19 protein-coding genes are annotated in these 14,688 nt (G+C 45.1%); 6 read left to right on the top strand and 13 right to left on the bottom strand.

Translation table 11 applies throughout. The features are described from left to right. Positions 1 to 185 precede the first annotated feature (185 nt). Both ELS82_RS11240 and ELS82_RS11245 read left to right on the top strand, forming a co-directional pair. Entirely contained in the window at positions 186 to 980 is a 795-nt protein-coding gene (locus tag ELS82_RS11240; protein ID WP_134835570.1) for a cytochrome C assembly family protein, read from the top strand. A 123-nt stretch (positions 981 to 1,103) separates the two neighbouring features. Then, on the top strand, positions 1,104 to 2,375 hold the full coding sequence (locus ELS82_RS11245; RefSeq protein WP_134835571.1) for an HlyC/CorC family transporter: 1,272 nt from the start codon (positions 1,104 to 1,106) through the stop codon (positions 2,373 to 2,375). 62 nt (positions 2,376 to 2,437) lie between these two features. On the opposite strand, the gene rpoS is transcribed toward ELS82_RS11245, so the two are convergent. The 11 genes from rpoS to folB form a co-directional block, all read right to left on the bottom strand. Beyond that, the gene (gene rpoS / locus ELS82_RS11250; RefSeq protein ID WP_134835572.1) at positions 2,438 to 3,418 is read right to left on the bottom strand and encodes an RNA polymerase sigma factor RpoS; all 981 of its coding nucleotides are present in this window, start codon (positions 3,416 to 3,418) and stop codon (positions 2,438 to 2,440) included. 71 nt (positions 3,419 to 3,489) lie between these two features. Continuing rightward, complete coding sequence (nlpD, locus tag ELS82_RS11255; protein ID WP_134835573.1) at positions 3,490 to 4,401, bottom strand: murein hydrolase activator NlpD; 912 nt, start codon at positions 4,399 to 4,401, stop codon at positions 3,490 to 3,492. 2 nt (positions 4,402 to 4,403) lie between these two features. Beyond that, positions 4,404 to 5,030 (bottom strand): protein-L-isoaspartate(D-aspartate) O-methyltransferase, encoded by a 627-nt coding sequence (locus ELS82_RS11260; protein WP_134835574.1) that lies wholly within the window; start codon positions 5,028 to 5,030, stop codon positions 4,404 to 4,406. A gap of 2 nt (positions 5,031 to 5,032) precedes the next feature. Next, a complete protein-coding gene (surE, locus tag ELS82_RS11265; protein WP_134835575.1) occupies positions 5,033 to 5,791 on the bottom strand; it encodes a 5'/3'-nucleotidase SurE in 759 nt (252 codons plus the stop codon). Further along, on the bottom strand, positions 5,791 to 6,834 hold the full coding sequence (gene truD, locus ELS82_RS11270; protein WP_134835576.1) for a tRNA pseudouridine(13) synthase TruD: 1,044 nt from the start codon (positions 6,832 to 6,834) through the stop codon (positions 5,791 to 5,793). Before truD ends, surE begins: the two co-directional genes overlap by 1 nt. 51 nt (positions 6,835 to 6,885) lie before the next feature. Continuing rightward, complete coding sequence (ispF, locus tag ELS82_RS11275) at positions 6,886 to 7,362, bottom strand: 2-C-methyl-D-erythritol 2,4-cyclodiphosphate synthase (protein ID WP_134835577.1); 477 nt, start codon at positions 7,360 to 7,362, stop codon at positions 6,886 to 6,888. Between the two features lie 3 nt (positions 7,363 to 7,365). Next, positions 7,366 to 8,073 carry a 2-C-methyl-D-erythritol 4-phosphate cytidylyltransferase gene (ispD, locus tag ELS82_RS11280; RefSeq protein WP_134835578.1) on the bottom strand — a complete coding sequence of 236 codons (708 nt, stop codon included), beginning with the start codon at positions 8,071 to 8,073 and terminating at the stop codon, positions 7,366 to 7,368. After that, entirely contained in the window at positions 8,074 to 8,352 is a 279-nt protein-coding gene (ftsB, locus tag ELS82_RS11285; protein ID WP_126574975.1) for a cell division protein FtsB, read from the bottom strand. It abuts the gene before it with no gap. A 113-nt stretch (positions 8,353 to 8,465) separates the two neighbouring features. Further along, positions 8,466 to 9,269, bottom strand: coding sequence for an undecaprenyl-diphosphate phosphatase (locus tag ELS82_RS11290; protein WP_126574973.1), 804 nt, complete (start codon positions 9,267 to 9,269; stop codon positions 8,466 to 8,468). A gap of 16 nt (positions 9,270 to 9,285) precedes the next feature. Continuing rightward, a complete protein-coding gene (folK, locus tag ELS82_RS11295) occupies positions 9,286 to 9,771 on the bottom strand; it encodes a 2-amino-4-hydroxy-6-hydroxymethyldihydropteridine diphosphokinase (RefSeq protein WP_134835579.1) in 486 nt (161 codons plus the stop codon). Further along, positions 9,768 to 10,121: a bifunctional dihydroneopterin aldolase/7,8-dihydroneopterin epimerase gene (folB, locus tag ELS82_RS11300; RefSeq protein ID WP_134835580.1), complete on the bottom strand. Its 354-nt coding sequence runs from the start codon at positions 10,119 to 10,121 to the stop codon at positions 9,768 to 9,770. The genes folK and folB overlap by 4 nt, the downstream gene beginning before the upstream one ends. Before the next feature lie 151 nt (positions 10,122 to 10,272). On the opposite strand from folB, the gene plsY reads away from it, so the two are divergent. Both plsY and ELS82_RS11310 read left to right on the top strand, forming a co-directional pair. Beyond that, positions 10,273 to 10,869 carry a glycerol-3-phosphate 1-O-acyltransferase PlsY gene (gene plsY / locus ELS82_RS11305; protein ID WP_134835581.1) on the top strand — a complete coding sequence of 199 codons (597 nt, stop codon included), beginning with the start codon at positions 10,273 to 10,275 and terminating at the stop codon, positions 10,867 to 10,869. A gap of 277 nt (positions 10,870 to 11,146) precedes the next feature. Next, positions 11,147 to 11,719: a hypothetical protein gene (locus ELS82_RS11310; RefSeq protein ID WP_134835582.1), complete on the top strand. Its 573-nt coding sequence runs from the start codon at positions 11,147 to 11,149 to the stop codon at positions 11,717 to 11,719. A 45-nt stretch (positions 11,720 to 11,764) separates the two neighbouring features. On the opposite strand, the gene ELS82_RS11315 is transcribed toward ELS82_RS11310, so the two are convergent. Both ELS82_RS11315 and tsaD read right to left on the bottom strand, forming a co-directional pair. Next, entirely contained in the window at positions 11,765 to 12,577 is an 813-nt protein-coding gene (locus ELS82_RS11315; RefSeq protein ID WP_134835583.1) for an alpha/beta fold hydrolase, read from the bottom strand. A gap of 107 nt (positions 12,578 to 12,684) precedes the next feature. Next, the gene (tsaD, locus tag ELS82_RS11320; RefSeq protein WP_126574962.1) at positions 12,685 to 13,701 is read right to left on the bottom strand and encodes a tRNA (adenosine(37)-N6)-threonylcarbamoyltransferase complex transferase subunit TsaD; all 1,017 of its coding nucleotides are present in this window, start codon (positions 13,699 to 13,701) and stop codon (positions 12,685 to 12,687) included. A gap of 231 nt (positions 13,702 to 13,932) precedes the next feature. Here tsaD and rpsU point away from each other — a divergent pair, with 231 nt between their 5' ends. Together rpsU and ELS82_RS11335 are read left to right on the top strand one after the other, a co-directional pair. Continuing rightward, on the top strand, positions 13,933 to 14,148 hold the full coding sequence (gene rpsU, locus ELS82_RS11330; protein ID WP_001145625.1) for a 30S ribosomal protein S21: 216 nt from the start codon (positions 13,933 to 13,935) through the stop codon (positions 14,146 to 14,148). A 26-nt stretch (positions 14,149 to 14,174) separates the two neighbouring features. Further along, positions 14,175 to 14,618, top strand: coding sequence for a GatB/YqeY domain-containing protein (locus tag ELS82_RS11335; RefSeq protein ID WP_134835584.1), 444 nt, complete (start codon positions 14,175 to 14,177; stop codon positions 14,616 to 14,618). Positions 14,619 to 14,688: the final 70 nt, after the last annotated feature.

The following is a 14,688-nucleotide window of genomic DNA, read 5'->3' on the forward strand; positions in this document are numbered from 1 at the left end:
TTGCAAGTAGGCTCGCCCATCACTTTTGGCGAAAATTACTATGAGTATACCTTAGCCAACCCAAGCTTGACACTGCCTAGATTACTTTTGATATCTCATGCTGAGGAAATGAAAGTGATAATTCATAGCTCAAGCCGTTGATGCAGGGTATAATTTGTTAAAAATCCACCAGCTGTTAGAGAATAATGGACAACTTAATTGCCGTTGTTGCTGCAATACTCTATTCATTAGCGATTGCAACCATAGTTCCGGGACTTGTTCATCAAACAGGGATCCGCGTTAAAACCGTTTTCGTCAGTGCTATTCTTGCGCTGGCTTTTCATGCGTGGTTGCTTAGCGATCTTATCTTGGGCTATTCAGGTCAAAACCTAAGTATCCTGAACGTGGCTTCTCTGATTAGCTTTATCATTTCTTTGGTGATGAGCGGGGCAATGCTTAAAACTCGCCTGTGGTTCTTATTACCTGTGGTATACAGTTTTTCAGCGCTTAACTTAATCGCAGCTGCTTTCTTACCAAACACCTATATTACTCACCTTGAGCAAGACCCTAAACTGCTGATTCATATCTCTTTAGCGTTATTTTCCTATTCAACCTTAACCATCGGTGCTCTATATGCACTGCAGCTGGCTTGGCTAGATCACAAGCTGAAAGCGAAGAAAGCGCTAGCAATCAATCCAAACTTGCCGCCATTGCTGATGGTCGAGCGTCAGCTATTCAATATTATTTTGATCGGTAACGTGCTACTGACGGGCACACTATTGACTGGCTTTGTATTTGTTCAGGATATGTTTGCTCAAGGTAAAGCGCATAAAGGGATTCTCTCCTTTATTGCTTGGGTGGTTTACTCAGTCCTACTTTGGGGTCATTACCGCAAAGGTTGGCGCGGTCGCAAAGTAACCTGGTTTGCAGTCGCTGGTGCAACCTTGTTGACCTTAGCCTACTTCGGCAGTCGCTTTGTCCGCGAGATCATTCTTAACTAATCGAGAGAGAAAGGTGCATCAAGTGCACCTTTCTTTTACAATACCTCACTCCGTATTTGAAATTGACTTAACGCGCAGTTTAGGTCATAAATTAACCAAACAATCATAAGGAAAAGATAAGCTTTGGACGACATATCAACGGGTATCTTATTTGCGCTACTCGCGTGTCTTATCATTATTTCAGGATATTTTTCAGGCTCAGAGACAGGGATGATGTCTTTGAACCGCTACCGCCTCAAGCACCTAGCCAACAATGGTCATAAAGGGGCAAAACGGGTAGAAAAGCTGCTCGACCGTCCAGACCGCCTTATAGGGCTTATCTTAATTGGCAACAACCTCGTTAATATTCTCGCTTCGGCTATCGCGACCATCTTAGGTATGCGCCTTTATGGCGATCTCGGTGTTGCTATTGCGACTGGTGCCCTAACCATGGTGGTGCTTGTTTTCGCTGAAGTGACACCAAAAACACTTGCCTCGCTTTACCCTGAGCGCGTTTCTTACGCCAGCAGTATTGTTCTTACCATTTTAATGAAGCTACTCTCGCCGCTAGTGATGTTAGTTAACTTCATTACCAATGGTTTCATTCGCTTACTGGGTATCAAAGTCGATCACGGCGGTGATGACCATCTCAGTTCGGAAGAGCTCCGCACCGTAGTAAATGAAGCCGGCAGCCTGATCCCACGCCGTCACCAAGATATGCTGATTTCGATTCTCGACTTAGAGCATGTCACGGTAAACGACATTATGGTGCCGAGAAATGAAATTACCGGAATCGACATCAATGATGATTGGAAGTCGATTGTTAGACAGCTAACTCACTCTCCTCACGGCCGCGTGGTTCTCTACCGCGATCAGATTGATGAAGTGGTTGGTATGCTGCGCCTGCGTGAGTCATATCGTTTAATGCTGGAGAAGAATGAGTTCACCAAAGAGACGCTGCTCCGCGCCGCTGATGAGGTGTACTTTATTCCAGAAAGCACCCCGCTTAATGTCCAACTGCTTAAATTTCAACGCAATAAAGAGCGTATTGGTCTTATTGTCGATGAGTATGGTGACATTATCGGCCTAGTGACCTTAGAGGATATTCTGGAAGAGATCGTCGGTGAATTTACCACATCGATTGCACCAAGCTTGTCTGATGAAATCACGCCACAAGGTGATGGCAGTTTCCTTATCGAGGGCAGTGCCAATATCCGTGATATCAACAAAGGCTTAAAGTGGACGCTGCCAACCGATGGCCCGAGAACACTCAACGGTCTGATCTTAGAACATTTAGAAGACATTCCAGAAAGTCATTTAAGTGTCCAGGTATCAGGACATCCAATGGAAATCGTCGAGCTCGAAGAGAATCGCATTAAGCTGGTCAAAGTATTCCCGGTGATTAAGGCAGAGTAGTCTTAAGGTGTACAATCAAAAAAGCCTCGGTAATCCGAGGCTTTTTTTCATCTTTATCACGCTTAATCTTCTGCCACACTAAATAGGTTTTCCATATTCAAACCTTGTTTGATCAGAATCTCTCTTAAACGGCGTAGCCCTTCGACCTGAATTTGACGAACACGCTCACGAGTTAGATTGATTTCTCGACCTACTTCTTCCAGTGTTGATGGCTCATAACCCAGTAAACCGAAACGACGCGCTAGCACCTCTTTCTGCTTAGGATTCAGCTCATCTAACCAATGGATAAGTGAGCCCTTAATATCATCATCCTGAGTCGAAACTTCAGGGTCAGAATTGTTAATATCAGGAATGATATCAAGCAGAGCTTTTTCTCCATCACCACCAATTGGTGTATCAACTGAACTAATACGTTCATTCAAACGTAGCATTTTGCTCACGTCATCAACGGGTTTATCAAGCTGAGTGGCAATCTCTTCCGCCGTTGGCTCATGGTCAAGTTTTTGCGATAGCTCACGAGCAGTACGCAGATAAATATTGAGCTCTTTAACGACGTGGATAGGTAAACGGATGGTACGTGTTTGGTTCATCAGAGCACGCTCTATGGTTTGACGAATCCACCATGTTGCGTAGGTAGAGAAGCGAAAACCGCGTTCAGGGTCAAACTTCTCTACCGCTCGGATTAAACCGAGGTTTCCTTCTTCAATAAGATCAAGTAGTGCCAAACCACGATTGCTGTAACGACGGGAAATTTTCACTACTAAGCGAAGATTACTTTCAATCATACGTTTACGCGCAGCTTCGTCACCTCGTAAGGCACGACGTGCGTAAAGAACTTCTTCTTCGGCGGTAAGTAGTGGAGAAAAGCCAATTTCTCCTAAATAAAGTTGTGTCGCATCTAGACTTTTCGTCGATGCATCAAACTCTTCTTTAGCCTCTTCAGCTTGTGTAGGTTTGGTCGGTTTTTTCTTTTGAAACGTTTGAACGGTTTCTTGATCGATTTCGAATTCTTCGACTTTCGTTGCTGCATTGCTGATACTCATAGCGCCTCCCCCTGGCGAGCTAGCAAGACATTACTACGTCTAATGTCGCTATATTACCTAACAGTAAATTTTTACGGTAAGTAGCGTTTTGGATTCACTGACTTACCTTGATAGCGAATTTCAAAGTGTAAGCGAACACTGCTGGCTCCAGAGCTGCCCATTGTTGCGATTTTTTGACCAGCTTTGACACTTTGCCCTTCGCGTACTAGCAACCGATCATTATGTGCGTATGCACTTAGGTAATTGTCGTTATGTTTTATAATCACGAGATTACCGTAACCACGTAGTGCATTGCCCGAATAAACCACGGTGCCGCCTGCTGTAGAAACAATGGATTGCCCACGCTGCCCTGCGATATCAATCCCCTTGTTCCCTTGATCCCCAGCAGAAAAGTTCTTGATTACTCTCCCTTTAGTTGGCCATAACCACTTGGAAACTTTATTGTTGTTTGTCGATGTACTACTGGTATTTTTGTTAACATTTTGTTTACCAGTAGATTCAACATACTCCTTTGATTTCGATTGATCAACCTTCTTTGGTGGTTGTTTTGCCACCGTTTGTTGATTGTTTTTTGAACTGGCCGTATTAACCGTCTGAGTAGAGTTTTTGCTCGATGCCGTATTCTGTTTTGGAGTGGAAGGGGTCGCAACAACAGCTACAGCGACGCCAGCCCCAGTGCCACCGTACGCTGGCGCATTATAAGCAGGTTGCCAAAGTTTGAGTTTTTGACCAGGGAAGATGGTGTAAGGCTTGGTTAAACCGTTGTAACTAATGATTTCACTTACATCTTTGTCTGTGACATAGGCTATAAAATACAGCGTATCGCCCTTTTCGACCTGATAGTAACTTCCTCGATAACTCCCTCGAGAGACCGAGCTATAATCTTTCTTCAATCCAGTCACAGGCGCAGGAGAATGCGCAGCACATCCTAATAATGTACTGCAAATACCTAAGACTAATAGAAAGTAAGACTTAAACTTCATCGCTAAGCTAGATCACCAGCAACCAGAGGAACAAAACGAACCATTTCTACCACTTGAGAGAGAAACTCATCGCCACTACGAACGATTTTTAGCAATTGCTGCTCATCCGTTCCAACAGGGATCATCAATATCCCGCCCTCTTTCAGTTGCTCTAAGAGTGCAGAAGGAACAGATTCAGCAGCTGCAGTAACAATGATGGCATCAAAAGGGCCTTTCGCTGCCCAGCCTTGCCAGCCATCACCATGCTTAGTGGATATATTGTAAATATCCAGCTGCTTTAGGCGACGCTTTGCTTCCCATTGCAGAGTCTTAATACGTTCAATCGAATAAACGTGCTCAACAAGCTGAGACAACACCGCTGTTTGATAACCAGAGCCCGTACCCACTTCAAGTACCTTACTGCTGCGTGTAAGCTCCAACATCTCTGTCATCTTCGCCACTATGTATGGCTGAGAAATAGTTTGCCCTTGCCCTATCGGCAACGCATTGTTGTCATAAGCTTGATGAATCATCGCCTGAGAGACAAATTGCTCTCGCGGCAATCTATAAATTGCATCTAGCACTTTCTGATCTTGAATCCCATTCGCAACCAGAAATTCGCGCAATCTATCGGCATGTGGGTTTGTCATGCTTAACTATCCTTTAACCAATTACCCATGCTTTGTATCGACTCATGCGCCGTTAAATCCACCTGTAATGGTGTAATTGAAACAAAGCCTTGTTCGATAGCATAAAAGTCCGTGCCCTCTCCTGCGTCCTGTTCTTTGCCCGGAGGACCTAACCAATAGATATCATGCCCACGAGGATCTTTCTGCTTAATCATCGCTTCAGCGTGATGACGAGCACCCAATCGTGTCACTTGAGTCCCTTTCAGCTCATCTTCACAAAGATCTGGAATATTCACATTAAGCAGGCGATTGGTCGGGATCGCAGAATGAGCATGCTGCTGCACCAATTGACGGGCAATGTTCGCAGCAACATCGAAGTTATGTTTTCCGACTAAAGAGAAAGCAATGGACTGAACACCTAGGAAATGTCCTTCCATTGCCGCCGCAACGGTACCGGAATATAAAACATCGTCACCTAAGTTAGCACCATGGTTAATGCCGGTTAATACCAAATCTGGTAGCGAATCTTTCATCAGTTCATTCAATGCAAAATGAACACAATCAGTCGGTGTACCTTGTACAGAATATATCTGTGGAGCAATCTGATTGACACGAAGAGGCTGCTCAAGCGTTAATGAATTGGATGCGCCAGAACGGTTGCGGTCCGGAGCAACAATCGTCACGTCTGCAATATCTCGCAAGGCATCCGCCAAAGTATGAATCCCTTGCGCATGCACGCCATCATCATTGCTGATTAATATCTTAAGGCGCATATCACTCATTAATATTGGCGCTCCACTTCGATTTCTTCAATTAGCTCACGGATAATTGCCGTCGCGAAACAGCCTGCATCTAACGAGAAGTTCAGCGTAATATTGTCAGACTCAACACTCCAAGAAAGATCTTGCGGCATCAGAGAGATACTGCGGCGATCGTGGCGCATGCGGTTACCTCGAATCAGTGCCATAAGGTCTGGTTCCGCATCTAAATGAGGCTGCTCAAGTGCTAAAGCATCCGCTTGAGTGGGCAACGCATTATCACCCGCCATCGCTGCCGTCAGTTGCGTACGTTTTTCTACTAGAGCGGTATTCACTTCTTCCAATGCATCTTGGCTGACAAGCTCGGTTTGGCCTTCAAGTTCGACTAAGTCACCAACCATCGCCTGACTGAATAAGCCTTTCTCGATACGCTCAGACAAAATGGTATTAAAGATCCAAGAGCGTGCAGCTGAAAGGTACAAGCTACGTTTATTCTGATTGCGAGTACGTACATTCTCTCGTCCCCAACGTCGAGCCTCATCAAGGTTATTGCCTTGATTGCCAAATCGCTGGCTACCAAAGTAGTTCGGTACACCAGATTGGGTCACAGATTCAAGTCGTGTCAACACATCATCCACATCCGTCACTTCTGACAGTGTAATCTCAAACTGGTTGCCAATAAGATCACCTGGACGCAGTTTTTTGTTGTGTCTGTCTGTCGCCAAAATTTCAATACTTGGGTATTGAGCTAAAAACTGGCTAAAGTCTGGCGTATCACCTTTTGGTAAATGCACGCTGAGCCATTGCTCCGTCACCGCATGACGATCTTTCAAACCAGCCCAACTGACATCCTTAGATTTCACACCACACGTTTTTGCTAATTCGTTGGCCACAAAGCTGGTGTTTTCCCCCGATTTACGGATGCGAACCATTAAGTGTTCACCTGTACCAGTAAAGTCGAAACCTAGGTTCTCGCTCACTTTGAAGTGTTCAGCTCTCGCTTTTAGTTTGCCTTTGGCACTTGGCTTACCATTTAGATAAGCCAATGAAGATAAAATGTCAGACATATTCTTTCCAATGCTGTGGCCGTCACCCGAATAAGCTCGGCCTGCAACTGATTATTCTTTTACAAGTAAGACAACAGCTTCTGTTGCAATACCTTCTTTACGACCAGTAAAACCCAGTCGTTCTGTTGTAGTCGCTTTGACGTTTACATTACCTAAATCCGTTTGAAGATCTTCAGCAATGGTTTGGCACATCGCCTCAATATGAGGGGCCATTTTAGGGGCCTGTGCAATGATAGTGATATCGGCATTACCCAACACATAGCCTTGCTCTCGCACTCGGCGGTATACGTCTCGCAATAAGTCGCGGCTGTTCGCCCCCTTCCATTTATCATCGGTATCTGGAAAGTGACGACCAATATCACCCGCAGCGATAGCACCAAGCAGCGCATCACAAAGGGCATGCAAAGCAACATCGCCATCAGAATGAGCAATCAAACCTTGCTCATACGGGACAGAAACACCGCCAATGATTACCGGGCCTTCACCGCCAAACTTGTGGACATCAAAGCCGTGGCCAATTCGAATCATGAGTTATCCTTTATTTCTATTTAGATAAAACTCTGCCAACGCCAGATCTTCTGGTTGAGTTATTTTTATATTATCTGCTCTGCCCTTAACTAAAGCAGGCTTTCGCCCAATCCACTCAATAGCAGATGCTTCATCGGTGATCGCTACACCTTGCTTTAGTGCCCTAGACAGAGCTTGCGTTAGCATCTGAGCTTTAAACATCTGTGGGGTTAGTGCGTGCCACAGTGCTTCCCTATCAACGGTATGATCAATCGCTTGATCTAGATTTGCTCGTTTCATTGTATCTCGTACCGGTGCCGCCAAAATACCGCCAAGCTGATTCTCTAACGAGCGTTGAATCAACGCATCAATATCAGCCAGTTCGACACATGGCCTAGCTGCATCATGCACCAGAACCCATTCAGCCAAATTGTGCTTTTCTACATAGTGTAATGCAGAAAGCACAGAATCTGCGCGTTCTTTACCACCAGAGACACGCACAACGCTTTCATGATTGGCTAAGGACAATTGAGGAAAGTATGGGTCACCGTCAGTGACAGCAATAATCACACACTCGATAGCAGGGTGACTCAGCAACTTGTCTACCGTATGTTCTAAAACCGTACTCTGGTTAATTTCTAAGTACTGCTTAGGCCTATCAGCCTGCATACGACTGCCGACACCTGCGGCAGGGACAATCGCGACGATCGACCCAGAAGATAGTGGCGACATTTAGTTATCATCCCCAATAATACGATAAAAAGTTTCGCCCTCTTTGATCATGCCGAGCTCATGCCGAGCACGTTCTTCGATCGCATCAAGACCTTGTCTAAGGTCATCAATTTCCGCAAACATTTCATTGTTTCGAACTTGGAGGTTGCCGTTAACTTGATGCTGAACTTGGGTTTCTGCACTTACCGCCTGAAAGTCACTAATTCCATTTTTTCCAAACCACAATTCAAATTGTAGCCAGCCTAAAATTAAGGTTAAGGTCAGTGCAAAAATTCGCATAGCATTAATCAATGAGGAGATAAAAAGAAAGACCACATATATATCACAATGTCGCTAATGGCGCGAGATTGGACTCTGTGGTCTTCAATAAGATTTTGCTGATTCTTAACTGTTTAATTGAAACTTAAGAAGGCAATAAGGCCTAGACCAAGCAACAATCGATAAATCACAAATGGGGTCATACCCATACGTGAAATCATCTTTAGAAAGAAATGAATACAAATGTAAGCACTAATGAATGAGGTAACGATACCGGTCATCAAAAAGCCAAAGTGCACTGGCTCGCCGCTTGTCACTAACTTTAAGCCAAGGTAACTACCAGCCAATAAAATGATAGGAATCGACATTAAGAACGAGAAGCGTGCTGCTGCTTCACGAGTAAAACCTAAATACAGCGCAGCGGTAATGGTCGCGCCTGAACGAGATGTCCCTGGAATCATCGCCAACGCTTGGCTAACGCCAATAAACAGTGCTTTCTTCCAATCCGCTTGATATTCGTCATCAGCCAGCTTTGAATTTTTGTCGACGTACCATAACAACAAACCAAACACGATAGTGGTCGTAGCAATCACCCACGCACTGCGTAAATACAGCTCGATAAAGTCTTTCATTAACAAGCCGAAGATACACGCTGGAATCGTGGCAATAATGATCATCCAAGCCAGTTTCGCTTCTTTACTGCGATCGCCCTTAAAGATCGATGCAAAGAACGCAGTCAATAAAGAGACGACTTCTTTGCGGAAGTAGATCATGACCGCAGCCAACGTGCCGACATGCACTGCAACATCAAACGCTAACCCTTGATCTTCCCAGCCGAGGATGGCGGAAGGCAAAATAAGGTGTGCGGAACTCGAAATTGGTAAAAACTCGGTAAGCCCTTGAATTAAAGCAAGGATAAACGCTTCAAAATATCCCATTATTTTCTCTTACTCGTTATTGAAACCACAGGGGAACTGGGGTGAGTGGTGTGGTTAATTGGCTTTGCTGAGCGATTTGCTCGATGGTTCGGCCATCATTAGGCACTGTCAACTGTGGACTGAGTTCCAAGAGCGGCTGCAGAACAAACGCATATTTTACGATGTCGCTACGAGGCACTTCTGGTTGACAGGGAGACACCACCGACCCATAAAGAATGATGTCGAGGTCTACCGTTCGCGGCTCAAACTTTCCAGCATCGACAGCGCGGCCCCATTTGAACTCAATATCACGCAGTTGTCGTGAAAAATCTGTCAAATCTAAAGAGGTTTTCATTTCTACGACAAGGTTGTAAAACGGCTGGCTATCAAAGCCAACCGCTTCGCATTCATAGATGGTCGAGAGACGTAATTCAGGATCGAGGTTTCTCAGCTCACGAATGGCCGCTTCAATATGCTTATGCCGGCCAATGTTTGAACCAATCCCGACATAAGTAGTAATCATGCGTGACCTCGTTCGATAATCACGCCTACCCCTTTCGCTTGAGCAACAGCCCCTGGCTTGGTTAAACGGATCTTAATCCATGGTACATTAAACTTAGCCATGATCAGTTCAGCGATCTCTTCAGCAACACGCTCAACCAGTAGAAAGCGACCACCCTCAATATGTTGCAGCACCGCCTGACTCACTTGAGCATAATCCAACGCATCAACCACATCATCGCTTTTGCCAGCAGGTCGGTTGTCGTGCGCCATTTCAATATCCAACACAAGCTTTTGCTTAATTTCTTGTTCCCAATCGTAAACGCCAATTGTGGTGATTACTTCCAGTTGCTCGATAAATACTTTATCCATGTGTTACTTCCTTAGAGGTCGGATACCCAAGCGAGGTAAAAAGTCGTACTATTTCCATCTCAAACTCTATCGTGATAGTTTGAGCGTATCAGGCGCAGTATCATATCAATTACTTGCTTGACTAACACCTGTTTCAGACGAGTTCTCTACTATGACCCCATTAGCACTGGTTATGATCATTATCGCCTACCTTCTAGGCTCGATCTCGAGTGCTGTTTTGATCTGCCGTATTCTGCGTTTGCCTGATCCACGTGGTGTGGGCTCTAATAATCCAGGTGCAACGAATGTCTTGCGTATTGGTGGAAAAAAAGCCGCAGTCTCCGTTTTATTGTGCGATATGTTGAAAGGGACGATTCCCGTTTGGGGGGGATACTTTCTGGGGATTGAGCCAGTCATTTTAGGCGTGATTGCTATCGCAGCCTGTTTAGGCCATATGTACCCGTTGTTCTTTCATTTTAAAGGCGGTAAAGGAGTGGCGACTGCGCTCGGTGCAATTGCTCCGATCGGCTTAGATTTAACAGGAATGATCATTGCGACCTGGCTGACGATGGCGGTTCTGTTTCGCTACTCTTCACTTGCTGCGATTGTAACGGTGCTCTTGGCCCCTTTCTACACCTGGATGGTCAAGCCGCAATACACTCTCCCTGTTGCGATGTTGTGTTGCTTAATTATTTTTAGGCACCATCAAAACATCAAGCGGTTGTTTGAGGGGACGGAGCCTAAGCTTGGTGCAAAAAAGTCCATATAACCCACAGTAATTAGCCATACAATGAATACGTTGAGCTAGCACTTTAGTACTAGTTAACAAAATAATCCCATTCTTTCGCTTATCTTTTCTGATTAAGTTACCTTATTATTGATAATTTAATCATTAAGCGCTTATCTCCAAAGCTTATTTCATAATCGTCTACCTAAGCCTCTAAATTACCTGTGGCTAACTCCTATTCTCATAGAGTCGCAAACGGCGACATACATGATGCTGCCGTTTCCCCTGTAACTTTGTTTCTTGAACAGGCGGAGGTTCTATGAAACGTACATTATTAGCCTTAACTCTAGGCGCACTAGCCAGCTATACCATCACAACTAACGCAAAGCCACCAAAGCCAGCTCTGGTTGATATCACTCCGGGCGAATGTTCATCAGAATTCTCAGACCCCAGCTTCAATGTGGAAGCTGATTGGACTTGGGCTGAAATAGAAGAGACGTCAGAACACACTAAATTTGGCGGGGATGCCGAAGTTCTGGTCATGTACTCAGCCAGTTACGCTTTTGAAGAGACCATCATTGATCTTGTTGGCGTCGAGCACGCCCTTTCATTCAGTGTCAGCCAGTATAATGAAGAAGCGGACCAAACGAATGAAGTAACTTATACCTGTGTCGATTATGAGTGTAATGCCGAATTGATGGTGGATGACTTTTCGCCAATGATCTTAGCGATGCTGTCAGACAGCTACCCCGATGTTGTATGGGATAGCTTCTCTATAGATGGGGCAGAGTTAGACAACCTTCACATTAAAGGAATGGATCCATCAATGGGTAGCAAAAAGATGAAGCATCAAAATTACCCCTTGGTTAACCTCTGCCCTGCAGATGAGTAATAAAAAAGCGAGCATTACGCTCGCTTTTTAGTCTAGGAATCAATTCTACGCATGCGCAGCCAAAAATTGCTGCAACATATTTGATACAAACTCAGGCTGCTCTAGGTTTGAAATATGTCCAGCCTTGGGAATCTGAACAAGTTGAGAGCCATTAATCGAATCAACCATCAAGTACGACTCCAATACTGGGCGAGGCTTGTCTTCTTGTCCGACGGCAATTAATACCGGCAAAGCAAACTTTTCAATATCTTCGATTTGATCGCGTCGGCCGAAAACCATACGGCCAATACGGGCGATTTCTTCCGCTTGCTCACCTTGAAGATTTGCTAAATGCTTAGAGAAGTTTGTCACAAGCTCAGGGGAATCCTCTTTGGCGTTGTTAGCGAAAAACAGCGGTGTCACCGCTTCAACAATCTCATTAGGGACTGCTTTGGCTTGCGCTATGGCATCAAGCATCGCGAAATATTTGTTGTGAGCAACTTCAGGTTCTAAACCAACAAAGGTATCCATCAACACTAATGATTTTACTCGCTGTGGCGCCAAGGTCACCAATTCACAGCCCCACATACCTCCGACCGATAAGCCAACAATCGAAAACTCGTCGATCTCAAGTTGGTCCATAAGCACCAATATTTGCTTAGCGTAGTCTTGTAGCGAACGAGTGGTTTGAGGTGCAAAATCCGATTCTCCATGCGCCCAAAAATCAGGCACAATACAGCGATAGTACTTACTCAGCGCTTCAATTTGCGGAGCCCACATTTTGTTATCCCACAGATAACTGTGGCCAAAGATCACAACGGGACCACTACCCACATCTAAATAGGCCATCTCGCGGCCATCAACTGAAAACTTTTCCATGGTTCTTTCCATTGATTATTTTTATTGCATAGAAGCGTAATACCACGCTTTCATTTCAACATAAAAGAAAGGCCGCTCTCTCAGCGACCTTGTGTATTCTTTTGGCTTTATTCAATTGGTTCTAATTGGTCAATTGGCCAACGAGGCGTTGCTTGAACAGCAAGGTCAGCAACTTCACCATTTTTTAGACGCTGCATACCTGCGTAAGCAATCATTGCACCGTTATCAGTGCAGAACTCAGTGCGCGGGTAGTACACCTCACCACCAATTTTCTTCGCAAGTTGTTCTAAATCCGCACGTAAACGGCGGTTTGCACTCACGCCACCAGCAATAACAATACGTTTGAAACCGGTTTGTTCTAGTGCACGCTTACATTTAATACTCAGTGTTGCACAGACTGCCTCTTCAAATGCCAGAGCGATATCTGCGCGAGTCTGCTCATCATCGCCATTGGCCGCAATCGTATTTGCCGTAAACGTTTTAAGGCCCGAGAAGCTCATATCAAGCCCTGGACGATCCGTCATTGGACGAGGGAACTTAAATCGACCTGGAGTTCCCTTTTCTGCTAATTTAGACAGAAGTGGGCCGCCTGGGTAGTCTAGCCCCATCAATTTAGCCGTCTTATCGAACGCTTCCCCGGCAGCGTCATCAATAGACTCACCAAGAATCTTATACTCACCGATACCTTTCACTTCAACCATCATGGTGTGACCACCTGAAACCAATACGGCCACAAATGGAAACGGTGGTGGGTTATCTTCTAGCATCGGAGCAAGTAAGTGGCCTTCCATATGATGAACTGGCACCGCAGGCACTCCCCATGCGTAAGCCATGCTACGACCAATGGTTGCACCAACAAGCAACGCACCTACCAAGCCAGGACCAGCCGTATAAGCCACACCATCGATATCTTTTGGCGTTAGGTTTGCTTCTTTTAATGCAGCCTTAATAAGAGGGATGGTTTTCTTTACGTGATCTCGGGATGCAAGCTCAGGGACTACTCCACCGTAATCGGCATGCAGTTTGACCTGGCTGTACAGCTGATGAGAAAGTAACCCTTTCTCGTCATCATAAATAGCAATTCCTGTTTCATCACAAGAGGTTTCGATACCAATAATGCGCATGGTTTACCTTGGAGATGTCTGTCTCGAATTCAAAATTGGCGCAATCTTACCTCGGCTTGGCTGATCAAACAAATTTTGTGCAAACTCTACCCAACAAAATACTTTACAAAGGTAGTGTGATCGGATTAAAATTCCGCACCATTTTTGATCAAGCTGGTTTGAGACCGAACATCAGTGTTTGGCTCACTAACGTTCCAGCATTAACGAATTAACCCCTGAGGTGAAAGGCATATGCCAGTAGTTAAAGTACGTGAAAACGAACCGTTCGACGTTGCTCTACGTCGTTTCAAACGCTCTTGCGAAAAAGCAGGTATCCTTTCTGAAGTGCGTCGTCGTGAGCACTACGAAAAACCAACTACAGTTCGCAAACGCGCTAAAGCAGCAGCTCAAAAGCGTCACGCTAAGAAGCTAGCTCGCGAAAACGCACGTCGCGTTCGCCTGTACTAATAACTAAGTCCTAAAGGATTATAGTTATGGCTCTTATTGATACGCTCAAAGAAGAGCAAAAATTAGCGATGAAAGCCAAGGACAAACCGCGCCTTGGCACTATCCGTTTAGCTTTGTCAGCCATTAAGCAACGTGAAGTCGACGAACAGATTACTCTGGGCGATGACGACATTCTTACTGTGCTAACTAAAATGGTTAAACAACGTCGCGATTCTGTCGCTCAATTTGAAGCTGCAGGTCGTCAAGATCTTGCAGACGCTGAGAAACTTGAAATTACTGTACTTGAGGATTTTATGCCTCAACCACTCACTGAAGAAGAAGTGACTGCACTTGTTGAAAGCGCAATTACGGAATCTGGTGCGGCGGGCATGCAAGACATGGGTAAAGTGATGGGCGTTCTTAAGCCTCAAATCCAAGGGCGTGCAGATATGGGTAAAGTAAGTGGTTTAGTTCGCGCTAAACTGGCTTAATTACCCAGACCAAATTGCAACAAGCCGTGCTATCCTCTGGAATGCGCGGCTTGTTTGTATCTACTCTCTA

This window comes from Vibrio ouci (assembly GCF_004551525.1).
In the GTDB taxonomy this organism is placed as follows: Bacteria; Pseudomonadota; Gammaproteobacteria; order Enterobacterales; family Vibrionaceae; genus Vibrio; species Vibrio ouci.